Annotated in this window: 21 protein-coding genes and 5 pseudogenes; 18 read left to right on the forward strand and 8 right to left on the reverse strand. The window is 51.8% G+C overall.

All coding sequences use genetic code 11. From position 1 onward, the window contains the following. Window positions 1-72 precede the first annotated feature (72 nt). From JZM30_RS22695 to JZM30_RS22720, 6 genes are all read left to right on the forward strand, one after another. Complete coding sequence (locus JZM30_RS22695; protein WP_252321423.1) at window positions 73-402, forward strand: phage protein Gp27 family protein; 330 nt, start codon at window positions 73-75, stop codon at window positions 400-402. Window positions 403-564: 162 nt separating this feature from the next. Next, a complete protein-coding gene (locus JZM30_RS22700) occupies window positions 565-948 on the forward strand; it encodes an FtsX-like permease family protein (RefSeq protein WP_308167213.1) in 384 nt (127 codons plus the stop codon). Window positions 949-998: 50 nt separating this feature from the next. Then, window positions 999-1,163: a hypothetical protein gene (locus JZM30_RS22705; protein ID WP_252321425.1), complete on the forward strand. Its 165-nt coding sequence runs from the start codon at window positions 999-1,001 to the stop codon at window positions 1,161-1,163. Then, on the forward strand, window positions 1,144-1,815 hold the full coding sequence (locus tag JZM30_RS22710; RefSeq protein ID WP_252321426.1) for an SUMF1/EgtB/PvdO family nonheme iron enzyme: 672 nt from the start codon (window positions 1,144-1,146) through the stop codon (window positions 1,813-1,815). Before JZM30_RS22705 ends, JZM30_RS22710 begins: the two co-directional genes overlap by 20 nt. 22 nt (window positions 1,816-1,837) lie before the next feature. Then, window positions 1,838-2,314 (forward strand): hypothetical protein, encoded by a 477-nt coding sequence (locus JZM30_RS22715; RefSeq protein ID WP_252321427.1) that lies wholly within the window; start codon window positions 1,838-1,840, stop codon window positions 2,312-2,314. Then, entirely contained in the window at window positions 2,301-2,561 is a 261-nt protein-coding gene (locus JZM30_RS22720) for a hypothetical protein (RefSeq protein WP_252321428.1), read from the forward strand. The genes JZM30_RS22715 and JZM30_RS22720 overlap by 14 nt, the downstream gene beginning before the upstream one ends. A gap of 139 nt (window positions 2,562-2,700) precedes the next feature. Here the strand turns inward: JZM30_RS22720 and JZM30_RS22725 are convergent, their stop codons facing one another. After that, window positions 2,701-3,090, reverse strand: coding sequence for a Rid family hydrolase (locus JZM30_RS22725; RefSeq protein WP_252321429.1), 390 nt, complete (start codon window positions 3,088-3,090; stop codon window positions 2,701-2,703). 144 nt (window positions 3,091-3,234) lie between these two features. Between JZM30_RS22725 and JZM30_RS22730 the strand changes: the two genes are divergently transcribed. The 3 genes from JZM30_RS22730 to JZM30_RS22740 all read left to right on the forward strand — a co-directional run bounded on the left by JZM30_RS22730 (window position 3,235) and on the right by JZM30_RS22740 (window position 5,189). Then, a complete protein-coding gene (locus JZM30_RS22730; RefSeq protein WP_252321430.1) occupies window positions 3,235-4,152 on the forward strand; it encodes a LysR family transcriptional regulator in 918 nt (305 codons plus the stop codon). A 90-nt stretch (window positions 4,153-4,242) separates the two neighbouring features. Then, a complete protein-coding gene (locus tag JZM30_RS22735; RefSeq protein ID WP_252321431.1) occupies window positions 4,243-4,593 on the forward strand; it encodes a DUF1304 domain-containing protein in 351 nt (116 codons plus the stop codon). Window positions 4,594-4,616: 23 nt separating this feature from the next. Beyond that, entirely contained in the window at window positions 4,617-5,189 is a 573-nt protein-coding gene (locus JZM30_RS22740; RefSeq protein ID WP_252321432.1) for a hypothetical protein, read from the forward strand. Here the strand turns inward: JZM30_RS22740 and JZM30_RS22745 are convergent. Beyond that, window positions 5,170-5,481, reverse strand: a complete 312-nt coding sequence (locus tag JZM30_RS22745; protein ID WP_252321433.1) for a hypothetical protein — start codon at window positions 5,479-5,481, stop codon at window positions 5,170-5,172. The two genes, JZM30_RS22740 and JZM30_RS22745, sit on opposite strands and share 20 nt — an antisense overlap. 313 nt (window positions 5,482-5,794) lie before the next feature. Between JZM30_RS22745 and JZM30_RS22750 the strand changes: the two genes are divergently transcribed. Both JZM30_RS22750 and JZM30_RS22755 read left to right on the forward strand, forming a co-directional pair. Continuing rightward, a complete protein-coding gene (locus JZM30_RS22750) occupies window positions 5,795-6,265 on the forward strand; it encodes a MarR family winged helix-turn-helix transcriptional regulator (protein ID WP_252321434.1) in 471 nt (156 codons plus the stop codon). Between the two features lie 89 nt (window positions 6,266-6,354). Beyond that, the gene (locus tag JZM30_RS22755) at window positions 6,355-6,780 is read left to right on the forward strand and encodes an organic hydroperoxide resistance protein (protein ID WP_252321435.1); all 426 of its coding nucleotides are present in this window, start codon (window positions 6,355-6,357) and stop codon (window positions 6,778-6,780) included. A gap of 163 nt (window positions 6,781-6,943) precedes the next feature. On the opposite strand, the gene JZM30_RS22760 is transcribed toward JZM30_RS22755, so the two are convergent. Next, a complete protein-coding gene (locus JZM30_RS22760; protein WP_308167209.1) occupies window positions 6,944-7,165 on the reverse strand; it encodes a hypothetical protein in 222 nt (73 codons plus the stop codon). Between the two features lie 242 nt (window positions 7,166-7,407). Between JZM30_RS22760 and JZM30_RS22765 the strand changes: the two are divergent. After that, window positions 7,408-9,360: pseudogene (locus JZM30_RS22765) on the forward strand (2,4-dienoyl-CoA reductase FMN-binding domain-containing protein). A 19-nt stretch (window positions 9,361-9,379) separates the two neighbouring features. Here JZM30_RS22765 and rlmG read toward each other — a convergent pair. Next, window positions 9,380-10,519 carry a 23S rRNA (guanine(1835)-N(2))-methyltransferase RlmG gene (gene rlmG / locus JZM30_RS22770; protein WP_252321436.1) on the reverse strand — a complete coding sequence of 380 codons (1,140 nt, stop codon included), beginning with the start codon at window positions 10,517-10,519 and terminating at the stop codon, window positions 9,380-9,382. A gap of 209 nt (window positions 10,520-10,728) precedes the next feature. On the opposite strand from rlmG, the gene JZM30_RS22775 reads away from it, so the two are divergent. The 3 genes from JZM30_RS22775 (at window position 10,729) to sstT (ending at window position 14,404) form a co-directional block, all read left to right on the forward strand. Then, window positions 10,729-11,727, forward strand: coding sequence for a Gfo/Idh/MocA family protein (locus JZM30_RS22775; protein ID WP_252321484.1), 999 nt, complete (start codon window positions 10,729-10,731; stop codon window positions 11,725-11,727). Between the two features lie 347 nt (window positions 11,728-12,074). Continuing rightward, a complete protein-coding gene (locus tag JZM30_RS22780; RefSeq protein WP_252321437.1) occupies window positions 12,075-12,932 on the forward strand; it encodes a TerC family protein in 858 nt (285 codons plus the stop codon). A gap of 224 nt (window positions 12,933-13,156) precedes the next feature. Beyond that, a complete protein-coding gene (gene sstT, locus JZM30_RS22785; RefSeq protein WP_252321438.1) occupies window positions 13,157-14,404 on the forward strand; it encodes a serine/threonine transporter SstT in 1,248 nt (415 codons plus the stop codon). A gap of 60 nt (window positions 14,405-14,464) precedes the next feature. Here the strand turns inward: sstT and JZM30_RS22790 are convergent. The 4 pseudogenes from JZM30_RS22790 to uxaC all read right to left on the reverse strand — a co-directional run. Next, a pseudogene (locus tag JZM30_RS22790) lies at window positions 14,465-14,979 on the reverse strand (YgjV family protein). Between the two features lie 91 nt (window positions 14,980-15,070). Next, a pseudogene (locus JZM30_RS22795) lies at window positions 15,071-16,564 on the reverse strand (UxaA family hydrolase). A gap of 17 nt (window positions 16,565-16,581) precedes the next feature. Beyond that, window positions 16,582-18,031, reverse strand: a pseudogene (locus tag JZM30_RS22800) (tagaturonate reductase). Window positions 18,032-18,103: 72 nt separating this feature from the next. Continuing rightward, window positions 18,104-19,495: pseudogene (uxaC, locus tag JZM30_RS22805) on the reverse strand (glucuronate isomerase); the annotation flags it as partial. A gap of 555 nt (window positions 19,496-20,050) precedes the next feature. On the opposite strand from uxaC, the gene JZM30_RS22810 reads away from it, so the two are divergent. The 3 genes from JZM30_RS22810 (at window position 20,051) to JZM30_RS22820 (ending at window position 23,462) form a co-directional block, all read left to right on the forward strand. Then, complete coding sequence (locus JZM30_RS22810) at window positions 20,051-21,349, forward strand: MFS transporter (protein WP_252321439.1); 1,299 nt, start codon at window positions 20,051-20,053, stop codon at window positions 21,347-21,349. A gap of 249 nt (window positions 21,350-21,598) precedes the next feature. Beyond that, window positions 21,599-22,375, forward strand: a complete 777-nt coding sequence (gene exuR, locus JZM30_RS22815; protein WP_252321440.1) for a transcriptional regulator ExuR — start codon at window positions 21,599-21,601, stop codon at window positions 22,373-22,375. A gap of 412 nt (window positions 22,376-22,787) precedes the next feature. After that, window positions 22,788-23,462 carry a DedA family protein gene (locus JZM30_RS22820; RefSeq protein ID WP_252321441.1) on the forward strand — a complete coding sequence of 225 codons (675 nt, stop codon included), beginning with the start codon at window positions 22,788-22,790 and terminating at the stop codon, window positions 23,460-23,462. Window positions 23,463-23,496 lie beyond the last annotated feature (34 nt).

A 23,496-nucleotide genomic window follows, 5' to 3' on the forward strand; every position in this document is an offset into this window, starting at 1 on the left:
GTGACGGTGAACCTAATGACGAACCGGAACCGGTGGAGTAAAATTCCCCATTAATTTAGTGAAGGACGGACGATGGCCAGACCAAGCAACATAGATAAGTTACCTGAAGATATTCGTGCTGAGTTGCATAGTGAGCTTTTACGAACAAATTTCACCGGTTATGAATGGCTATCATTATGGTTAGCGGATAAGGGGTTCAGCGCATCAAAATCGGCGATTCAACGCTATGCTGTCATGCGCAAAGATGAGATTTTGGGACTGCATCAGGAAAGCAAGTTCCACCAGGCACAATTAATACTAAATGCTCTAAGCGTCGCAACAATGCTCTCTCCTGGTAAAGACCTCGGAAGCTTAAAAGATGATGCAGACGCACTGCTAAAATGGGCGTTGTTTGGTTACTAAATTACTGGGGGCCTGCGTACCCCTTCTTTTTTCATATACTGTAAAAGAATTACATAACATATCTTACGTAATGTCCCATGAAGTACCATAAAGTCCCATTTATCTTGCAGTACCTTATCCATTTATCTCTATTCTGATCAGCTAGGCGTAATTTTTAACACGATTGCTACAACGGCACTGATTGGATGCATTGCCTCTCTGATCGGCTCTTTCATCGCCAATGTCGATCACAAACGTAAGCATATTGCCGTATTGCGCCTACTTGATTTCACTGGGCCAGCCGTCGGGTTGTATGTGATTTTACAGGGCTGCCTGTTGAGTCTCACCGCTTATGTCGGTGGCTATAGTATCTATCTCATCGCCAGCCAGGTACTTAACCGTGCACTGGCCAGTAACCTGACTACGGGCCAAATGCTATGCAAGATTACGTTAGAACACAGTCTGATAGCCATGGCGCTGACGACGGTAGTGGCGATCTTGGTTGCCAGCATCGGAGCTTATCGCGCCATCAATATTGAACCGGCGCAGAGCCTGCGTGAGCTGTGATGTATTCCACTTCATCGACCAAATTACTTGATCATTAGCGGAGACAGTTTGTGACCTATACTCCTTTTTCACTCGTGCCCTTGCTGATGCTTGGCCTGTCCGTGAATATATCCCCGGCATTAGCCACCGCTTGGGATAAAGATGCTTTCAATCCCAAACCTGATGATGAAGATATTATCCTGCCCATGCCTTGCGATGGCTTTTCGTCGAATTGATATTCCCGTTGCTAGCCCCCTCGATGATTTACCGATAACTCTCGGGCAAGATGGCGGAGAATGGGGCGTTATCGAACACAGCTACCCCGCCTTTATCGCTGGAAGCTTTGCTGATTCAAGTAAAGGCAAAGGACGCTATTACCTGATGGCCAAATATGAGCTCACAGCTTTGCAATATCAGACATTGATGGAAGGTAATTGTCCTACACCTTCTCGCAAACTTAGCATACCAGCAACAAGGATGAGTTGGTTTGAGGCGGTGACAGCCGCTGACAAATACAATCAATGGTTGCGCAGCAACGCCCGCGACAAATTACCCAAAGAAGAAGATGAGCCGGGTTTTTTGCGACTGCCGACGGAAGTTGAATGGGAATTTGCTGCCCGTGGCGGACTAAAAGTGAACAGCGCCGAGTTTCGCGATATGCGCTATCCGATGGATGATATCAAGAACTATGAATGGTATGCCGGCGCTCAATCGTCCAACGGAAAAATACAATTGGTGTGGCGTCTTGCTCACAACCCGCTCGGCCTGTATGACATGCTAGGCAATGTGTCCGAAATGATGTTTACTCCGTTTTCTCTTAACAAACTGCACCGCATGCATGGTCAAACCGGGGGGCTTTGTGGTGTGCGGTGGCAATTACCTGTCTAATGAGTCAGATATTCGAAGCGCAATGCGTAAAGAAGTTAATTACTACGACAATGCAGCACCCGCCACCAGTAAAACAACGGGCCTGCGCCTGGTCGTCGTCTCCCGGACAATAACCTCACAGGGCAGGGTTAAACAGCTAGAAAAAAGTTGGGAAACACTCGGCACCAGTAACCCAAATGCTGACCAGAAAAAAGACGAATCGCAAGATACCGCCAAAGCACTGGGGAGCCTTGCTTCTGGCGTTGAGGATACAGCCCTGAAACAAAAGCTCAAAGAGTTGGAGAATCAACTGCGCGCCAGCAATCAACAGCAGCAAGAAGAGCGTGCGCAATCGATCCGTGCCAGCCTTAACTTAGGCTCCTTTTTGTGTACAAAACTGCAAGATGATTGGCGTTTCCTTGACTTCTTGAATCAAAACTATGATGCACTCTGTAAAGACAAAGACGCAAGCGATACAAATTGCGCCAACCGGAAAGCTAAACTCAGTGAGCAAAACTGAACGACTACAGCAACTTACGGGTTATTACGCCAGTAGTCTGGTCGATTCGGCAACCTTATATGGGCAAGATGGACTGAAACATGAGGTTACCGTGTTTGATCAAATGCTCACCCTCAACAAAAGGCTCTCTGGACTCAAGCCCTTACTTGCTGCGCACTGGCGAAATCAACAGAGGTATTTGGCAAACGGCAAGATTGATACCACTGGCTGGCTGGAAAGCTGTAAGCAGGTAACTGGCAGTAATTAAGGACTAAGTCTCTGGCTTGTTTCAAAAAAATACTGCTGACACAGCGCTATGGTGCTGTGTCAGCGTAAACGCATCACCGGATGATTCGCTTCGTTAGGCGCTATAATCTGGGCGTTCACTTAAGGTTGAGCGCAGATGCTTACGGCAACCTGGCAGTTACCTTGATTTCAAAGTGAAAGCCAGACAGCCGAGAGACGCCGACGCCGGTCAGCGCAGGATATGGCGCTTTGCCCCAGAATTCCGGGACCACGCTCCAGATGGTTTCCAAGTTTAATTCAGGATCGACCACAAAAACGGTCACATCCACAACATCCTCAAACGTGCAGCCTGCGGCAAACAACACCGCGTTCAAATTCTCAAATGCCCGCCTTACCTGTGTTTTTAAATCTGGTTCAGGTGAACCATCTTCCCGACTGCCCACCTGCCCTGACACGAATAAAAAGCCATTGGCTCTCACTGCCGGGGAATATCGATTGCGGTTATAGAGATCTTGCCGCCCTTCAGGAAAAACCACATCGCGTATTGTCATAACATACCCCTGAATAACTCGTTTCAAGATGGATAACTTGTGTGTAACCGAAGTCTAGAGGCATAGTGGCGGTGAGATAAACGCGCAAAACGCCGCTTCATTATTTTTAAAATACAAACAATCATAAAGGCATGAGGCAACGAGATGGATCGCTTTGACGCAATGCAGGCTTTTATTCGCGTGGTCGAGTCGGGCAGCTTTACCAAGGCCGCTGCGACGTTACAGATGAATAAGACCACCATTACACAGTTAATCCAGCAACTCGAGACCCGGTTGCGCGTCAAATTACTGAACAGAACCACCAGGAAGGTGCATGTTACCGCCGATGGCGCGGTGTATTACGAGCATGCCGTCCGTTTGCTTGCCGCGATGGATGATGCGGAAACCAGCCTCTCCAATGCCGTTACAACGCCCAGAGGTAAGCTGCGCATTGACGTTCCCAGCCCATTGGCTCGTCTGATTTTGGTACCCGCCTTACCTGAATTTTATGCGCAATATCCCGATATCCAGATTGATCTCGGGGCCAGCGATCGAAAGGTAGACATGGTCAGGGAGAATATAGACTGCGTGATACGCGGAGGCAGTATCTCGGAACGGTCACTTATTGCCCGTCATGTGGGAGATTTGACGATCGGAGCCTATGCCGCGCCGAATTACCTGGCTCGCGCGGGGACACCAATCCACCCCAATCAACTGGAACAATCAGAGCATTATCTGGTCGGCTATCTGAATTCGCAAACCGGGAAGGTTGCGGCACTGGAAGCGACCCGTGACGGCAACACGGTCAGGATTAGCGGACGTTATCAGCTTGCCGTTGATGATGGTAATGCCTATCTTGCCGCTGGCCTGGCAGGACTTGGTATTATTTTGTTGCCCACCTACATGGCAAAGGCGCATGAGCCGCGTGGCGAATTGCACCGACTGTTCGAACAGTGGGCATTTAGTCCAATGCCACTTTATCTGGCGTTTCCCCCAAACCGGTATTTAAGCGTCAAGCTTCGGGTGTTTATCGACTGGGTGATTGAACTTATGGCTCATCATGCGCCAAAGAGTGCCCAGTGATCGGCAAGACGTTAAACATTACTTACTCATTACCCACCCACCTCACCTATACTTTAATCCCCTACGCCACGGTTTCGATGAGGCTTGATTGTGCTGGCAAACATTCTAATTGCCCTTGTTGCAGCGATACATGTTTACATCCTCATTCTGGAAATGTTCTTGTGGAACACCCACGTTGGCCGTAAAGTCTTTAATCTCAAAGCTGATTTTGCTCGCGATACCAAGACAATGGCCGCGAATCAGGGTTTGTACAATGGTTTTTTAGCCGCTGGATTACTCTGGGGATTATGTCTGGGTGAAGCAGGTTTTCAATTTAAGGTCTTTTTCCTTGCCTGCGTTCTGGTTGCCTGGCTATACGGTGTCCTCACCGTGAGCCGGAAAATCCTCTATGTTCAAGCAATTCCCGCATTGATTGCGCTCATCGCGCTGATGAGTGATTGACGCATTTTTAAAAGGATGATGGCATGGATGCATTAACCTATCCCTACACCTTACAGGATTTATTGTCTCTGTATGAGTTTGAACCCCTGCTTGAGTCTCTACACAGGGAGAAGCACTATAACGCGCTGATTGATTGGGCAGAAAAGGAAGTGCTGTTTGGTAATGACTCTGAAACGCTGCTTATTATTGCGTCGTTTTGCCTGGACGTGAAGCTGGATTATGACGAGATAAACGGTTATCTCGATCGCTATCTGTATGAGAATAAGATAAAAAGGCCCAGCGCAAATGCCAGCGCACTGGTCTGGCTGAAGATACAGTTGTGGTATTTGCTGAACACCCAGAACACCAAGGACATAGAAGAGAACTTATATTTGTTTTCTGAGCAATTTTTCGACTTTGGCCCACATTTTTTTCAAAAAACTACACGCTATCTGAACAGCCTCTATTACCAACTGTATGACAGTGGTTGGTGGGATTATCCGCCCAAAGCCGAATCAATGGACGAGCAGGCGCTTTTGCAGTTCGTTAAGGTACGCATACGCCCGTTTTACCGCAAGCTAACCCATAATGAGTGGCTTACGCTTCTCGCACGTTAACCATTGGCCGGTGAGTGTCTGGCGTAAAAAAAACCGCCTTCTCAGTGGGTTCAGTCATCTTGTGATTGATGCGGTTATCAAAATTTTCGTTAAACTGCTTTTTCTGCGCCTCGGTCAGGTTGAGATCTTTAAGCATCCACTCTTCATGCATGCCGGCGCGAGGGCCACCGCGTTCACCTTTCATCATACGAGCTTCATGACCGTGGCCTTTTTGAGCATCGTTCGCATGCGCAATACCCGCCGCGCCAAACGCCAATGTAGATGCCACCAGAATCGCTGTCAGTTTACGCATAGTGCTATCTCTCTCTTTCCAGGTTACTCGTTAACGACGATTGTCGTCTTGACGGTGTTGAGTATAGATAGACAGTGCAACTTCGAGTTAATTAGCGTAAGGGTAAATCTCTGCAAGTTCCGTCTCCACAATTACGTCAAATGTGGAGAATGCGGAGAAACTATGTAAACCCTGCAAGGAAAACGTTAGGGCCCTCTTAGTCTAGGTAACAATGAAAATATAAAATTAATAAAATCAATCAATTATCAAAAAACAAAGTTTTTCGCACTTAAATCGCTTACTATTTAATCTTTGTCTATATGGATTGTATTTCATGAACAAGAAAACGCAGACAGTACCGACATCATTGCCCGCGCAAGCCTATCAGCTTGACGGACAACCCTGTTCCGCACTCTATTCAGCCAATCTGGCAATGAATAAAGTCTATCGAAAACAGCTGGCAGCGCTGTCACTCACCTACCCCCAGTATCTTGTCATGCTGGTGTTGTGGGAGCGCGATGGGATTACGGTATCGGAACTGTGTGAGCAGCTTTATTTGGATTCCGCCACGCTGACGCCGTTGCCCAAACGATTACAGCAATCTGGCCTGGTCAGCAGAACGCGCAGTGCGGAATATGAACGTCAGGTGCTGATTCGGTTGACGGAAGAAGACCGCACATTGCAACAAAAAGCGAGTGCTATACCGGAAAATATGCGGTGTGCAACGCAATGCGATGACAGCACGCTGCAAGCGATGAAGCAGCAGTTAGAATACCTGCGTGCCAGACTGATCGAGAATCTTTGATGGCCGCTAATCTCGACGTTTTATTTCGACCATTTAAATAGCTCACGATTTAATATCTTGATAAAAAATAGCCTATAAGGAGTTACACCATGTCCATTGAAAAAGTACTGTATGTCGCTCACGCAAAAGCCACTGGCGGACGTGATGGCCGCGCCGAATCCTCCGATCAGCAACTGAGCGTTAAATTGACGACACCGCGCGAACTGGGCGGAGCTGGTGGTGAAGGAACTAACCCGGAACAGCTGTTTGCCGCAGGTTACTCTGCCTGTTTCCTTGGCGCGCTGAAGTTTGTCGCCAGCAAAGAAAAAATTGCACTGCCAGCGGCGACCGCCATTGAGGGGGGTGTCGGCATCGGTGCCGCACCAACCGGATTTGCTATTGAAGTGGAATTGAAAATTGATCTGCCGGGGTTGGCGCGTAAAACCGCGCAAGCACTGGTGGAAAAAGCCCATATCGTGTGCCCGTACTCTAATGCCACACGCGGCAATATCGACTTAACCATGACGCTACTGTAAGCCACACAGCGTCATGCAAACGGCAGTCTTCTGCCGTTTGCTCAGCGAGCACCAACACCAGTGGAAAAAACAGGACAAATCAAATCGATCAGGGAAGTGAACGACTAAAGGCGGAGGCATCCTTCGCCAAGGCGTCAATATAGGCGCCAATCATTTTAATGCGCTACACCAGGGGATTTCGTTCCGGCGACGCATCCATAGAGTTTAACTGAATCACTAACTTTTCGATCTGCGCGCACAGCTCCGCTTCCCGCTGTTGGGCCTGCGTGAGCTGCTGCTGCCAGCTTTCACGATCCTGACGCCAGCCTTGCTGCTGCAACCTAACACAACGTTCCAAATCGGTAAGCGCACTTTCCAGCGCCGGTTCCAACTCATCCACCCACATAGCGATTCCTTAGCACTCTGATCCCGCGAATTATAATGATTGTTGGCACGGACAACAAACCTTCTGGCATACTGTCCCGATTATCGAGTCTCGCCACAGGGAATGACACAAATCACATTAAATAAACATTTATTTCACATATCATCCAACACTCGCTACAGTAAACTCATCAGACCAGTCTCTTACGCGGTTTCTGTGGAGAGCACCATGCACGCCTACCCCAAGTTTTTTCGCCCCTCAATTTGGGCTTCACCACGTTAAAAAACCGCGTCATCATGGGTTCTATGCACACCGGTTTGGAAGAGCATCCACAGGGCACTGAACGGTTGGCGGCATTTTACCGAGAACGCGTGCAGGGCGGTGTTGCACCGATTGTTACTGGCGGTATTGCGCCCAACGCCAAAGGTGCCGTGGTCGCTGGCGGAGCGGCGCTTGAATATGAAGGACAGCTACCTCACCATCTCCCAATAACTGCTGCGGTGCATGAAGCGGGAGGGAAAATTGCGCTGCAAATTCTGCATGCCGGGCGCTACAGCTATCAACCCGATCCCGTTGCACCTTCCGCCCTTCAGGCACCGATCAGCCCCTTCCTTCCCAACGCCATGACACATGAGGAGATTTTACACACCATCACTGATTTTGCGCGCTGTGCTGCGCTGGCCCAGCAGGCAGGCTATGACGGTGTGGAAATCATGGGCTCTGAAGGGTATCTGATTAATCAGTTTCTGGTTGAACGCACCAACCAGCGGCATGATGACTGGGGTGGTAACGAACAGAACCGCCGCCGCTTAGCGTTGGAGATTGTGCGTGCAGTGCGCCGTGCGGCCGGGCCACACTTTATTATCATCTATCGCTTGTCCATGCTCGATCTGGTGGAGTCCGGCTCCTCATGGCAAGAGATAGAAACGCTGGCTCAAGAGATGGAAGCCGCTGGTGTCACGTTGCTTAACACCGGTATTGGCTGGCACGAAGCACGCATCCCGACCATCGCAACGCTGGTGCCGCGCGCGGCCTTTGGCTGGGTGACCCAGCGTTTGATGGGCAAGGTAAACATACCGCTTATCACTACCAACCGCATCAACGATCCGGCTCAGGCAGAACAGATGCTGGCACAGGGCTGCACCGATATGGTTTCCATGGCGCGTCCCTTTCTGGCGGATTCACACTTGCTTGAGAAAGCAGAAACGGGCTGCAGCGATGAGATCAATACCTGTATCGGCTGCAATCAGGCCTGTCTCGATCGCATATTTGTCGGCAAGGTAACGTCATGTTTAGTCAACCAGCGCGCCTGCCACGAAACAACGCTCCCGGTAATCGCAACAGACACACCGCAACGAATTGCCGTCGTTGGCGCTGGTCCGGCAGGGCTCGCTTTTGCCATTAACGCGCACAGCGCGGCCATGCAGTTACGCTGTTCGAAGCGGACAGTAACATCGGTGGTCAGTTTAATCTGGCCCGGCAAATTCCCGGCAAACAAGAATTTACAGAGACACTGCGCCATTACCGCCGTATGTTGGTGCTCACTCACGTATTAGTCCGCCTCAACACCAAAGCCACGATCGACGATCTTAAAACCTTTGATACCGTTATCCTGGCGTGTGGCATAACGCCACGCACCCCGGAGATTCCCGGCATTGATCACCGAAGTGTAGTGAGCTACTTACAGGTGCTGCGCGATAAGGTTGCCGTTGGCAAACGGGTGGCGATTATCGGTGCAGAAGGTATCGGTGTTGATGTTGCCCATTATCTTAGCTCCCCCCCCGCAAGCCGATTTCTATACCGAATGGGGTATCGATCGTACTCTCGATACACGGGGCGGCGTATTACCGCTCGCCGCCGGAGCACCCACAGGCGCAGCGCATCAGCATGAAATTGTGCTGCTGCAACGCAAGGCAGGAAAACTGGGTGAGCATCTTGGCAAAACCACCGGATGGATACACCGGGCGCAGCTACTGCGTCACGGCGTAAGTTTTATTGACGATGCTGGGCTGCATATTATTCATGAGGGCCAGGAGAGATGCATCGCCGCCGATACCATCATCGTCTGTGCAGAACAGGATTCACGGCGCGAGTTCTATGCGCCATTGCAGGCCAACTGGTGCGCCGTGCATCTGATTGGCGGTGCGGATGTCGCCGCCGAACTGGATGCCCGGCGGGCCATCGACCAGGCCACCCGGCTGGCGCTAACGCTGTAGCCGATGACTCAAGCCCCGTTCAGCGAGACGATGCCAGCTTCATCGCGCGCAGCACCACAAACTTGTTGTTGCCCGCCAGCTGTTCGCAGTTGCCGAACAGGTGTTTCAGCTTCGGATAGTAGTTGAGGTGGCGATTGCCTACTATACGCAGCTCACCGCCGTGCGCTAAACAGCGACGCGCATCGCTGAACATGTTCCAGGCCAGATGGTCGGTGATGGTCTGCTGCTGGTGGAACGGTGGGTTACACAGCACCGCTTGCAGCGAATCAGGGGCAATGTTGGCCAGCGAATTATTCACTACAAAACTGGCACGCGGCAGGTCTTGCGGACAGTTGATTTCAACATTCATGCGGCTGGAAGCCAGCGCCATATGAGATTCATCAATAAAGCTAACCAGCGCTGAAGGGTTTTGCGCCCGCGCCACCAGCCCGACAATCCCGTTACCGCAGCCTAAATCCACCATCTTGCCTTCAATATCACTCGGCAGGTGCTGCATAAAAAAGCGCGTACCGATGTCCAGGCTACCGCGTGAGAACACGTTGGCATGGTTGTGGATGCGGTAACCACACCCTTCCAGTTCCCACTCAACGGTTGGTGAATACTCACCTACATTGATTTGTGCCACGTCGCAGTGAATCAGGCGTGCCTTTTTCCACGCCAGTGAAGTCCGCGTCGGGCCAATAATTTTTTCAAACAGCTGCAACGTGGAAGTATGAATATCGCGCGCCTTCGCGCCGGCAATAATTCGCGTATTCGGGGCGACGACCGAGCGTAGCATACGAAGCTGATGCTCCAGCATCGCTAAGGTTTTTGGCACATTGATAACCACCAGCGATGGCGCATCAGGTAACGCCATCAGGCTGTCTTGCAACACGACGGACTCCGGCGTAAAGCCGTTGAGCGACAGATTATGCCGCGTCGCCAGTTGGCTCAAATAGCTGTCGCTGTCGCAGAGCGGCTCATACGCCTGTAATCCACAGGCCAGTGCACCGAATGTGTCGTTCAGAATCACAACGGGCCCTGGCGCAAGCTCCATGGTAGCAATCTCGTTCAGCAAAAACGCGTCTGCCGCTTCCCAGGCTTGTAAGGTGGAATTCTCAGACGTTTTCGGATAACGAACCAACGTGAGCGTTCGCGTTTCCAGTTCCAATTGGCTCATCGGCCTCTCCCGCGTCATAAAGGTTGCGCAGTGTACCCCGTAACGTCGCGGAGCAGTAAATGCTTTTCGTCAGTCAGGGCGAATCCAGGCGCGTGACGCCCTGTTGCCGCGGTTTTCCCCCTACGCAGAACCGCGACGCGACGATTGCCTTGCGCCCACATCATGTTGCTCTGTTTTCCTTACGCTCTCGCCAGGAACATCGATCCGTCATGATTCGTTTCTCTATTGTAGGAACCAGTCAAATCACGCGCCAGTTTGTTGATGCTGCACATGAAACCGGTAAGATGAAATTGATCGCCATCTACTCCCGTTCGCAGGAAAAAGCGCAGCAATTTCAAACGGACTATCTGGTTGAACACCGCTTCACCTCTCTGGAGGCGCTCGCCCAGTCCGACCTGATTGATGCGGTTTACATCGCGAGTCCAAATAGCCTGCATGCGGAACAATCCATCCTGTTTCTTGAACATGGCAAACATGTGGTCTGCGAAAAACCGTTGGCATCGAACCATGCCCAGGCGCAGAGAATGATCGCGTGCGCGCAAGCCAATCAGGTCGTGTTGTTTGAAGCTTTCAAAACCGCGAGCTTGCCCAATTACGCCGTGGTGACGCAGGGCCTGGCGCGCATTGGTCGGTTGCGTAAAGTGTTCCTGAATTACTGCCAATATTCTTCCCGTTACCAGCCCTATCTGGCGGGAGAGAATCCCAACACCTTCAATCCGGCGTTTTCTAACGGCTCCATCATGGATATTGGCTACTACTGCCTTGCATTCGCTGTCAGCCTGTGGGGAGTTCCTCACAACGTTCAGGCCAGTGCGGCCATGTTGGAAAGCGGCGTGGACGGGCACGGCAGCGTCTTACTGAATTACGGGGATTTTGACGTGATTATCGCGCATTACAAGGTGAGCAACAGCGCCATCCCCAGTGAAATCCAGGGGGAGGAAGGTTCGCTAGTCATCGACAGGCTGTCGGAATGCCAGCAAGTGAGCCTGGTGCCGCGCAACGGTCAACGAATCGATTTGTCCCAACCGCAGCACATCAACAGCATGCTGTATGAAGTGGAAACCTTTGCCTCACTGGTCGCCCAGAATGATGTCAATCACGCCTTTCTGGCACGCTCACTCACCGTCGCGCGCTTACAAACAGAAATTCGCCGCCAGACTGGCGTGGTGTTCCCCGCCGACAGCAACGTACTTTCTGAGGATCAATAACGGAGCAGGTGGAAAGCGCTCACAAAATTTGACCTGGATCGACTTTTCACCTATCTTTGCTGATGCAAAGGGGAGTAACTTTTCCGCCGATTAATCGTCATTACGAAGTCATGTGTCAAGCTTGCTATAAAGTGAGTAGATATATGCTTCCGGTTATCGGGCAATACCAATGAGCATTCCGCATTGGCGTTGTAAGTGAGACCTTGCCGGAAGGCGAGGGACATTTGCAACGCGAGTGACCAAACGACCTGTGTCTTCCGATACATGTCGTTTTTTTACCTGGCCTGCTACCGCGCCAGATAAAAATGAGGCCTGGCGGTGTTAATTTTTGTTGCAAGGAACCAGTTATGAACTCCATCGGTACGCCGTGGTTGTGGGGCAGCTTCGCTGTCATCGTTATCGCCATGCTGGCGGTAGACCTACTCTATCAAGGGCGCAAGGGTGCCACTACCATGACATTTCGCCAGGCTGCAGCCTGGTCATTGATTTGGGTTACGCTGTCGCTCGCCTTCAACACCGGATTCTGGTGGTATCTGAAAGGCACACTCGGCGTAGAAGTCGCCAACACGCAAGCCCTCGCCTTCCTCACTGGCTATCTGATCGAAAAAGCACTTGCCGTCGATAACGTCTTCGTCTGGCTGATGCTGTTCAGCTATTTCGGCGTGCCCGCGCAATATCAGCGGCGTGTGCTGGTTTATGGCGTGCTGGGTGCCATCATCCTGCGAACGCTGATGGTGTTTGGTGGAAGTTGGCTGGTTACTCAGTTCCAGTGGTTGCTCTACGTATTTGGCGCGTTCTTACTGTTCACGGGCCTGAAAATGGCGTTTTCCAAAGACGATGGTGGCGATCTTGGCGACAAGCCATTAGTGCGTTGGTTACGCGGGCACCTGCGGATGACGGATACCATTGAAAACGAACGCTTCTTCTTGCGACGCAACGGGATTCTGTATGCCACCCCGCTGTTTTTAGTCTTGATTCTGGTTGAGATCAGCGATGTTATCTTTGCTGTTGACAGCATCCCGGCTATTTTTGCGGTTACTACCGACCCGTTCATTGTGCTGACGTCCAACCTGTTCGCCATTCTGGGTCTGCGCGCCATGTATTTCCTGCTGGCTGGCGTGGCGGAGAAGTTCTCGCTGCTCAAGTATGGTCTGGCCATCACTCTGCTGATTAACCTGTGGGTGAATCAGCGCGCCGCTCGCTAAACCGCTTATCGCCTCCGTAAAAGGAGGCGATTTGTGAATGACCCGCCGCACAAATTCGTGTGCCATTGCTTTTTTTTAATGCCTCTTTTCCCTATACTGCTCTGCGCAAACACTTTGTTACAGGTTATGAAAAAAACCCCATTGCATTCTCCAGAGGTTTTCATTCTGCAACGTGCTACCACACAACCCTTGTTAAGTTACGGAACGGGAACACCGTCTATTTTATGAAAAATACATACTCTGCGATTCTCCGCTATATAGTGCGAGGCAGTCTGGTACAGCAAATCGTTGTCGGGTTAGCGTTAGGTATTCTCCTCGCTCTGCTATCCCCCTCTGCGGCCTTGGCCGTCGGCCTGTTCGGTACGCTGTTCGTGGGCGGATTAAAAGCCGTTGCGCCTGTATTGGTGCTGGTTCTGGTGATGGCTTCCATCACCAATCATCAGCAAGGACAGAAAACCAATATCCGCCCCATTCTGGTCCTGTACGGCATCGGCACCTTTTCGGCCGCGCTGGTCGCGGTGGTTCTGGGTTTTTTGTTCCCCACCACCCTCGCCTTGAGCGCGCAGTCTGCCGATATCGTACCGCCCGCCGGCATCGTTGAAGTGCTGAAAGGGTTACTGATGAGCGTGGTCGCCAACCCGATTCATGCGCTGATCAACGCCAACTACATCGGTATTCTGGTGTGGGCAATTGGTTTTGGCATCGCGTTTCGCCACGCCACGCCTTCCACCAAAGCCTTTATCAACGACGCTTCAGATGCGGTTACGCTGCTGGTGCGCACGGTCATTCGCTTTGCACCGCTGGGGATTTTTGGCCTGGTATCCTCAACGTTAGCAGAAACCGGCTTTGACGCGCTGTGGGGCTATGCCCATCTGTTGACCGTTCTGGTCGGCGGCATGCTGTTCGTGATGTTTGCCATCAATCCGCTGATCGTGTTCTGGAAAATTCGCCGCAACCCGTATCCGTTGGTGCTGACTTGCCTGCGCGAAAGCGGTATTACCGCCTTTTTCACGCGCAGTTCGGCAGCCAACATCCAGGTGAACATGGAGCTGTGCCATAAGCTGAATCTGGACGAAGACACCTACTCCGTCGCCATCCCGCTGGGAGCCACCATTAACATGGCGGGCGCGGCAGTAACCATCACCATCCTGACGCTGGCTGCCGCCCATACGCTGGGCATTCATGTCGATATGCTTACCGCACTGCTGCTCAGCGTAGTCGCCGCCATTTGTGCCTGTGGCGCATCGGGGGTTGCCGGAGGATCATTGCTGTTAATCCCGCTGGCGTGCAGCATGTTTGGTATTGCGAATGACGTGGCCATGCAAGTGGTCGCCGTCGGCTTTATCATCGGTGTGATTCAAGACTCGGTGGAAACCGCAGTGAACTCCTCCACGGACGTTATCTTTACGGCGGCGGTGTGTGATGCGGAAGATGCCAAGTTGGCAGAGAAAGAGCGGCTGAACCTGCTGTAACACCTTCTCGTTTCCCTCATCTTCTGTATCAAGGTGAGGGAAAACGGAGCAATAGCGACATTAATGAGATTGCGTTTCTGCCCGGAACGGGTCCAGCCCACGCTTCTGCATGCGCCAAAAACGAATGATGTTGTAGCCATTGAGGATCAAAAATGTGCCTTCAATCAGAGCTATACGTTATGTATTACCCAGCACAGTGTGGCGCACCAAATGACGCAGCGTGTCGTCAACCCACTGGTGTGGAACAATGCCCAGGTGCTGATCGGCGTACCAATGATCGGCAGCAGCTCAACCGCATGCTTAAGACCCTAAAGCCCGAACACCAGCGTCAGGATAATAAAGGCAAACATCACAAAAAGATTGTGGGTGCGCGTAGCAATCACCGTGCGCCCGGCATTCAGCAGTGCACTGGCGCCAGCGGCATTTGCCACCATCAAAAAGAAATGGATACCGATGATGGCGCTGTAGAGGGAAAGTTGTAGTTTGAATTTGCGATCGTCACGGTGAAAAAATACGGTAATCCCCACCAGGAAGGCAATCGCCCCCACTGCCTGAGCAAACCAATAACTCGTCATGATCTGTGCCTTGGGAAAAGGAGTGGTGAAAATAAATAAAACGGCGCCAATAAATGGAACGCCGCTTCATTTTAATTAAAGGCGGGAGATTTTACAACGTTACGCCACTTTTAAATATCGCCAGTTCGCGGAAATCATTGATCTCGTTTTTCGCCAGCTTTTTGCCATCAGCAATTTGCACGATCATGTTCACAAACTGGGTCAGCAGATCGTCCATTTACACCCCATGAATCAGGCGGTCAGCATCAAAGTCGATCCAGTGCGGTTTTTTCTGCGCCAACTCGCTGTTGGTTGCCAGTTTCACCGTAGGTACAAAACCGCCGTAAGGCGTCCCGCGACCGGTACTGAACAATACCATATGGCAGCCCGCGCCCGCCAGCGCGCTGGTAGCCACCGCATCATTACCCGGTGCGCTGAGCAAGTTCAACCCCGGCGTATGCAGGCGCTCGCCATACTTGAGCACGTCCACCACTTTGCTCTGCCCCGCTTTCTGGGTACAGCCCAGTGATTTCTCTTCCAGCGTAGTGATACCACCGGCCTTGTTACCCGGCGAGGGGTTCTCATAAATCGGCTGGTTGTGCTCGATAAAGTACTGTTTGAAGTCATTGACCATGTGGACCGTTTTTTCAAACGTCGCTTCATCGCGGCAGCGGCTCATCAGAATACGCTCTGCGCCAAACATTTCGGGCACTTCCGTCAACACAGTGGTGCCGCCGTTGGCAATCATGTAATCCGAGAAACGCCCCAGTAACGGGTTCGCGGTAATACCAGACAACCCATCCGAGCCGCCGCACTCCAGACCAAACTTGAGCTCGCTCAGTTTGCCCGGAACGCGTTGGTCGTTACGCATCGCTTCATACAACGCATGCAGACGCTCCAGCTCCGCTTCAACTTCATCATCCTGCTGTTGGCAGATCATGAAGGTCACACGTTCTGCGTCATAGTCACCCAACGTAGTGCGGAACGCATCTACCTGGTTGTTTTCACAGCCCAGGCCAATCACCAGCACCGCACCCGCATTGGGGTGGCGCACCATGTTTTGCAGCATGGTACGGGTATTTTCATGGTCTTGCCCCAACTGCGAACAGCCAAACGGATGAGTAAACAGATACACCCCGTCGATGCCTTCCGCATTGTTGGTTTCTTTCAGGAAGCGAGTCTGGATCTGACGCGCGATGCCGTTAACACAGCCTACGGTCGGCAGGATCCACAGTTCATTACGCACCCCGACATAACCGTTTTTCCGACGGTAGATCTGTACTTCACGATCGGCCATCTGCTCTGGCAGTGTCATGAATTCCAGCTGGTATTGATACTCATCCAGATCGCTCAGATTGGTCTTAGCATTCTGGGAGTGAATATGCTGTCCCGGTGCAATCGCCACTAACGCATGGCCGATCGGCAAGCCGTACTTCACGATCATCTCGCCCGGCGCGATGTCATAAAGCGCAAATTTGTGCCCGCGCGCCACCGGCTGCGGCAGCGTCACCGTGACGCCACCCGCGGTTACCGCCTCACCTTGCGCAACATCACGCAACGCAACGACCACATTGTCCAGCGCATGGATTTTGATGATGCTCTGCATCGATAAATCTTCAGCCATTAACAATACCCTTCTACTGCCGCTTCATGCCGCGATCGACGATCGCTTGCAGTTGCTGCGTAACCTGTTCTACCAATCCCGGCACCTGCGTCAGATCCTGTTCCCAGTGATCCGCATCGCTCAGCACAGTGGTAACCAGCGCTTGCAGCGAAGTGGTGCGATCGTTGACGCCGTGCCACATGGTGCTATAGCGCTCCAGCCAGTGCGCATCATCTTGCAGCGGGTAGGCTTCACCGTTGCGATCGCCACGGTAGAACGCGATCAGCGCCGCCAGTGCAAAGGTAAGACGCGCCGGCAATGCCCCTTTCTGCTCACGGTAGGCCAGCAGTTGCGGCAGAATACGGGTGCGGAATTTCGTCATGCCTTCAGGGCAATGGATAACAGCTGGTGCTGAATAAACGGGTTACGGAAACGGCTCAGCACCGCTTGGGCAAAGGATGTCAGCTCATCGTGCGGCAAATCCAGCACCGGAACGATCTCTTCGGCAATGGTTTTTTCCACAAAGCTGCTGATTTGCGCGTCATTCATGGATTCGCCTACGGTATCCAGGCCGGCCAGGAAGGCAACCGGCACTAGCGCGGTGTGCGCACCGTTCAGAATCGCCACTTTGCGCTCTTTGTACGGCTTGATGTCGTCAACGATGCGGATATTCAGGTCCAGCTTGTCGAGGCGCAGCTCTTTAGCCAGCCATTGCGGCCCCTGAATCACAAACAGGTAGAAGTATTCAGCGGTATCCCAGAAGGTATCCTGATAGCCCATTTCCTGTTGCAGCGCTTCCACTTCGGCACGCGGATAGCCCGTCACAATACGGTCAACCAGCGTGGAGCAGAACGTGTTGTTTTCGTTGATCCAGGTGACAAAGGCCTGCGGCAGCTCCCACTGCGCGGCATAGAGCAGCACCAGTTCTTTCAGTGCAACGCCGTTATAATCGATAAGTTCACACGGCAACAGCACCCAGCCTTTGTCGGCAGCGCCGTTGAAGTGGTTAAAGCGCTCGAACAGCAGGCGCGTCAGCTTAGCCGGATAGCTGACCGGCGGCGTATCCATCAAACGATCGTCGGCGTGATAGCTGATGCCCGCTTCGGTGGTGTTGGAGAACACGAAACGGATGTTGGCATCGTGTGCCAGTGCCAGATACTCGTCAAACTGACGGTAAATGTTGATTTCACGGTTAACAGAACGGATCAGGCGCGGCTCACGCACCGCTTCGCCCTGCTCATTCAAACCGCGAATGATCGTGGTGTACAGCTCATCCTGAGTGTCTAATGAAGGCGGAAAATCGGTATCAATCGGACAAACGATCACCACACCCGCATCCAGATCGGTATGTTCGTTTAGCAAATCTAACTGCCAGCCAACGAACGCGCGCAGAAAGTTACCCTCACCGAATTGGATGATACGATCAGGATGTTGACGACCAGGGAAGTCACGACGATTCAATGTTTGCATTAAGAAGCTACCTCAGGACAGGAAGTGCGATCGGGGTCAGGTTGTTACCACCCTGTCACCTTGCCCACGGTCTTATAATTCTATGGCGAAATAGTTTTTAGCGTTATCGAAACAAATGTTTTTCACCATGTCACCCGGCAAATTGATGTCTGCTGGGGCTTCGCCGTCTTCTACCCAGCGGCCGATCATTTGGCACAGGATGCGACGGAAATACTCATAGCGAGTGTAAGACAGGAAGCTGCGGCTATCCGTCAACATGCCCACAAAGCGGCTCAGCAGGCCCAGTTGCGTCATTTGACGCTGCATGCCGTCTTTCTGATCGTTGAACCACCAGCCAGAACCAAACTGCATTTTGCCCGGCATGCCTTCACCCTGGAAGTTACCGACCATGGTGCCCAGCACTTCGTTATCGCGCGGGTTCAGGCAGTACAGAATGGTTTTCGGCAGCAGGTTTTCTTCATTCTGCTTGCTCAGCAGGCGAGACAGTTATTGTGCCAGCGGGCGGTCATTGATGGAGTCGAAACCAACGTCTGGCCCCAGCTGTTTAAACTGACGCAGGTTGTTGTTACGCAGCGCACCAATGTGGTACTGCTGCACCCAAACGCGACGCGCATATTCCGCACCCAGCCATACCAATACGGCAGTTTTGAACCGCGCCACTTCCACATCGCTCAGTGCAGCACCGCCCAAACGACGGGACAGAATGCCATCCAGCGTCGCTTCATCCGCTTCGGCAAACAGCACTACGTCCAGCGCGTGGTCAGAAACTTTACAGCCGTGTGCGGCAAAGTGATCCAGACGTTTGGTCAGTGCGGCCTGCAAATCGCTGAAACGACGAATGTCGGTATCAGACACTTCACCCAGTTTTGCCATGTAATCGTTAAAGGTGGCCAACTCGATGTTGAAAGCCTTGTCAGGACGCCAGCTCGGCAGCACTTTGACGTTGAAGCTGCCATCAGCGGCGATGGCTTTGTGATGACGCAGATCGTCAATCGGGTCGTCGGTGGTACCGACCATTTTCACGTTCATCTGCTGCATGATGCCGCGCGCGGTAAATTCATCACGTTACAGCAGGGCATTGCAGCGATCCCAAATCTCTTTCGCAGTACCCGGCGCTAACAGCGTACCTGTTACACCAAACGGGCGGCGCAGTTCGAGATGCGTCCAGTGGTACAACGGGTTACCAATGGTATGCGGCACGGTTTCTGCCCAGGCGGAGAATTTCTCCCAGTCGCTGGCATCACCAGTACAAAGACGCTACGGCACGCCGTTAGTACGCATAGCACGCCATTTGTAGTGATCACCTTTTAACCAGATGTCATACAAGTTTTTAAAGCGGTAGTTTTCTGCAATCTGTTCAGGCGGCAAGTGGCAATGGTAATCAAAAATAGGCTGGTCAGCCACATAGTCATGATACAAACGACGAGCAAATTCGCTGTCTAACAGAAAATCTTCGCTAAGAAACTGGGCATACTCTTCTTCCTCACCGTGCGCTCAGGCACAACATTGGCCTTTGTTGAAAGATATCACACCAATTATGCTGGATATCTCATATCATTAGTGAGGTCATGATCGCAAAAATTCACATGCCTGGCAAATTGGTCATGACACCGCGCAGCAAGCTCTCAACACAGGCCGATATCGAACAAATTTTAGCTATTACGCATAAATATAATGGTTTTGTGATGCCACTCAACTTTTAAAGTTGTATGACAAATTATTGTGGCGCCGTCTTGAACCGGGATTCAATCTCTATTCCATTCCCAAGAGAAAAAATCCTGGTCCAAATCAAAAGCAGGTTTCAAGAGAGCAAAAGGCGAGCAAGGCGTCCTTATCTATGCGCCTTGCCGCCTTCCTAAAAGTAAGCGCAATGACGCCACAAACATGCTCCGTTACTGAAACCCTGCGATTGCGCCCTTCTGGGAGGTGCGCTGGCCAACCTTGTTGGCTAAACACAACACCGGTTGTTAGCTCAGCTAGCGGCACGGTGTTATTTTTTGACTCGGAGAGAAAACACAAATGCGTAAAATCAAAGGGCTACGTTGGTACATGATTGGGCTGGTGACCATTGGCACCGTGCTCGGTTACCTGACACGTAATGCTATCGCCGTTGCCGCCCCGACGTTGCAAGATCAGTTACATATCACGACACAGCAATACTCCTACATCATTGCTGCCTATTCTGCCTGTTATACCGTTATGCAACCCATCGCCGGTTACGTACTGGACCTGTTGGGTACCAAAGTCGGCTATGCCATGTTCGCCATCCTGTGGGCCATTTTCTGCGCCTGTACCGCAATGGCAAACAGCTGGCAAGGTCTGGCCATTTCACGTGGTCTGGTCGGCATGGCCGAAGCGGCCATGATTCCTGCGGGCTTGAAGGCGAGCAGTGAATGGTTCCCGGCCAAGGAGCGTTCCGTTGCCGTAGGTTACTTCAACGTCGGTTCCTCGATCGGTGCCATGATCGCGCCGCCGTTGGTGGTTTGGGCCATCGTGATGCACAGTTGGGAAATGGCCTTTATCATCACCGGTGCCTTGAGCATGGTGTGGGCTCTGTGCTGGCTGGCATTTTATAAGTATCTGAAAGACCAGAAAAAACTGACTGATGAAGAGCGCGATTACATTCTGAGCGGTCAGGAATCTCAGCATCAGGCTGATAACGGTAAGAAAATGTCCGCCTGGCAGATCGTGCGCAACCGTCAGTTCTGGGGCATCGCGTTACCGCGTTTCCTGGCTGAACCGGCATGGGGCACCATCAACGCCTGGATCCCGCTGTTCATGTTCAAGGTCTATGGCTTTAACCTGAAAGAAATTGCCATGTTCGCCTGGCTGCCGATGCTGTTTGCTGACCTGGGCTGCGTATTGGGTGGTTACATGCCCATGCTGTTCCAGAAATATTTCAAAGTGAACCCGATCGTTTCTCGCAAAATGTTGGTGACGCTGGGTGCGGTGTTGATGATTGGCCCTGGGGTTATCGGCCTGTTCACTAGCCCTTATATTGCCATCGCGCTGCTGTGCGTAGGTGGATTTGCGCACCAGTCACTGTCCGGCGCGCTGATCACGCTCTCTTCTGATGTGTTTGGTCGTAACGAAGTGGCTACCGTCAACGGATTGACCGGCGGCGCAGGCTGGCTGGCGAGCACCCTGTTCGCTCTGGTCGTTGGCGCATTGGCTGACACCATTGGCTTCGGCCCGCTGTTCGCGGTGCTGGCAGCCTTTGATGTGCTGGGTGCCATCCTGATCTGGGTTATTCTGCAAAACCGCCCAGCGGTAGAGATAGAACAAGCCGCAGTGCTTGAGACGGCACAGCAGCATTAATCACTGCCTGTCTCACGGCTAGACCTGCTTTGACGCCCGATAACCCCGGTTATCGGGCGTTTTTATTGCGGGCTGATAATGCATAACTGTGACCTTGATGTTGGTCGGCTTCACGAATAAGTGGTATAACAAATCTTGACGCGATGGTTTTCTCAGCCTTTTTTCGCCCCTGTGGTGAGGTTGCGGTGCAGGAAAGTCGCAGGGAAAGGTTCCCCATTTACGGACCGTCATATATTAAAGAGCAAAGATATGGCACTCACTGAGCCCCGTCGACTATACCAACGGTTAGCCGCAGAACTTAAGCAGCGCATCGAAAGTGGCGCTTATCTTGTTGGTGAGAAGTTACCCGCCGAACGCTACATTTCAGAAGAGATGAACGTCAGCCGCACCGTCGTGCGCGAGGCGATCATCATGCTGGAAGTGGGAGGCTACGTCGAGGTGCGGAAAGGTTCAGGCATTCATGTCATTTCCAATCAGCAAAGCCATCGCGTGCCCAGCGGCGGGGATATCGAGTTTGTCACCGCCGGGCCGTTTGAACTGTTGCAGGCACGCCAGTTAATTGAAAGTAATATTGCCGAATTTGCGGCGACACAGGTGACGCGTCAAGACATTGTCCAGTTGATGGAGATCCAGGAATATGCGCGTCAGGAAGATCGTTTCCGTGATTCCGAGTGGGATCTGAAGTTTCACATTCAGGTGGCACTGACGACACAGAACTCGGCCATGGCCACTATCGTGGAAAAAATGTGGAGCCAGCGTATCCACAACCCCTACTGGCTCAAGCTGCACGAACACATTGACGATCGCTCGATCGAAAGCTGGTGCGAAGAGCACGATCAAATCCTTAAGGCACTGATTCGCAAAGATCCCTACGCCGCCAAGCTAGCGATGTGGCAGCATCTGGAAAACACCAAGCAAATGCTGTTTCGCGCCACCACCGATGACTTTGAATTCAACGTTGACCGCTATATGTTTGCCGAAAATCCCGTCGTGCATCTTGAGCCAATCACTGTGCACAAATCCTGACCACCAGAACAAAAAACCTGCCGCCTCTGTCACTTAATAGAGGCCAAAACGTCTGAAAACACCTGTTTGTGTCAAAAAATGTAAAATCGGCCGCAAAAAACCTTTTCTGTCAAACAGCAGCGATAAATCTCACATTTTCCTGCGATAATTCCCTATCTTAACCTTTAGGCTTTTGTTACAGTTAGAAGCTCTTTTTAACGCTTAATCCGGTATTTTCCGCGTTACTGCCGCCAAAACGCAACAATGCAGGCTCGTCGGGCAAAATGGATTAAGTGGATGAGATATGTGAACATCGGTATGTTCTACTCTAACAGCGCTCACCATGGCGAGCCGGTGTACATAATGACCCTTGCAGTCGGTGTATTTCATCGCCGATGGGCCACGTAGCATGCTGTTGTGTTAGGAATACCGAATGGAATTAATTAAAGAACTTGTTAATGCGCTTTGGCATCAAAATTTCGATATTATCGCTGACCACAAACTGGTTTGGACGCTCTATTTTATTCTGTTCATGATCCTGTTTTTGGAAAATGGTCTGTTACCCGCGGCCTTTCTGCCCGGAGACAGTCTGCTGGTGTTGGTCGGCGTGCTGGTTGCCAAAGGCACGATGAATTATGCATTCACTATCGCATTGCTGACCACCGCCGCCAGCCTTGGCTGCTGGGTGAGCTATATTCAAGGGAAGTGGCTGGGGAATACCCGGGTAGTACAAGGCTGGCTCTCTCATCTCCCCGCACACTATCACCAGCGTGCGCACCTGTTGTTCCATCGTCATGGATTGTCTGCGCTGCTGATTTGCCGATTTCTCGCCTTTGTCCGCACGTTGCTGCCTACCATTGCCGGACTTTCGGGGCTGGACAATACCCGCTTTCAGTTTTTCAACTGGATGAGCGGGCTGCTGTGGGTGTTGATTCTGGTTTCGCTTGGGTTCGCGATAGGCAAGACGCCGGTTTTCATGAAGTATGAAGACGAATTGATGTTTTGCCTGATGATGTTGCCACTGGTGTTATTGTTCGTCGGTCTGTTCGGTTCACTGTTAGTGTTGTGGCGTAAGAAACGCGCCTACAATGTAGAAAAAGGGAACTAACGGGTTATTCGGTTGGCGTTATCTGAAAGCTATC

The sequence above is a fragment of the Candidatus Symbiopectobacterium endolongispinus genome, assembly GCF_018777385.1.
Taxonomy (GTDB): Bacteria; Pseudomonadota; Gammaproteobacteria; order Enterobacterales; family Enterobacteriaceae; genus Symbiopectobacterium; species Symbiopectobacterium endolongispinus.

Excerpts from the sequence above, each read along its gene's own strand:
- JZM30_RS22695 (WP_252321423.1), top strand. The coding sequence starts at position 73 with ATGGCCAGACCAAGCAACATAGATAAGTTACCTGAAGATATTCGTGCT.
- JZM30_RS22710 (WP_252321426.1), top strand. The coding sequence starts at position 1,144 with ATGGCTTTTCGTCGAATTGATATTCCCGTTGCTAGCCCCCTCGATGAT.
- JZM30_RS22715 (WP_252321427.1), top strand. The coding sequence starts at position 1,838 with ATGCGTAAAGAAGTTAATTACTACGACAATGCAGCACCCGCCACCAGT.
- JZM30_RS22725 (WP_252321429.1), bottom strand. The coding sequence starts at position 3,090 with ATGACAATACGCGATGTGGTTTTTCCTGAAGGGCGGCAAGATCTCTAT.
- JZM30_RS22730 (WP_252321430.1), top strand. The coding sequence starts at position 3,235 with ATGGATCGCTTTGACGCAATGCAGGCTTTTATTCGCGTGGTCGAGTCG.
- JZM30_RS22740 (WP_252321432.1), top strand. The coding sequence starts at position 4,617 with ATGGATGCATTAACCTATCCCTACACCTTACAGGATTTATTGTCTCTG.
- JZM30_RS22745 (WP_252321433.1), bottom strand. The coding sequence starts at position 5,481 with ATGCGTAAACTGACAGCGATTCTGGTGGCATCTACATTGGCGTTTGGC.
- JZM30_RS22750 (WP_252321434.1), top strand. The coding sequence starts at position 5,795 with ATGAACAAGAAAACGCAGACAGTACCGACATCATTGCCCGCGCAAGCC.
- JZM30_RS22755 (WP_252321435.1), top strand. The coding sequence starts at position 6,355 with ATGTCCATTGAAAAAGTACTGTATGTCGCTCACGCAAAAGCCACTGGC.
- JZM30_RS22760 (WP_308167209.1), bottom strand. The coding sequence starts at position 7,165 with ATGTGGGTGGATGAGTTGGAACCGGCGCTGGAAAGTGCGCTTACCGAT.
- rlmG (WP_252321436.1), bottom strand. The coding sequence starts at position 10,519 with ATGAGCCAATTGGAACTGGAAACGCGAACGCTCACGTTGGTTCGTTAT.
- JZM30_RS22775 (WP_252321484.1), top strand. The coding sequence starts at position 10,729 with ATGATTCGTTTCTCTATTGTAGGAACCAGTCAAATCACGCGCCAGTTT.
- JZM30_RS22780 (WP_252321437.1), top strand. The coding sequence starts at position 12,075 with ATGAACTCCATCGGTACGCCGTGGTTGTGGGGCAGCTTCGCTGTCATC.
- sstT (WP_252321438.1), top strand. The coding sequence starts at position 13,157 with ATGAAAAATACATACTCTGCGATTCTCCGCTATATAGTGCGAGGCAGT.
- JZM30_RS22810 (WP_252321439.1), top strand. The coding sequence starts at position 20,051 with ATGCGTAAAATCAAAGGGCTACGTTGGTACATGATTGGGCTGGTGACC.
- exuR (WP_252321440.1), top strand. The coding sequence starts at position 21,599 with ATGGCACTCACTGAGCCCCGTCGACTATACCAACGGTTAGCCGCAGAA.
- JZM30_RS22820 (WP_252321441.1), top strand. The coding sequence starts at position 22,788 with ATGGAATTAATTAAAGAACTTGTTAATGCGCTTTGGCATCAAAATTTC.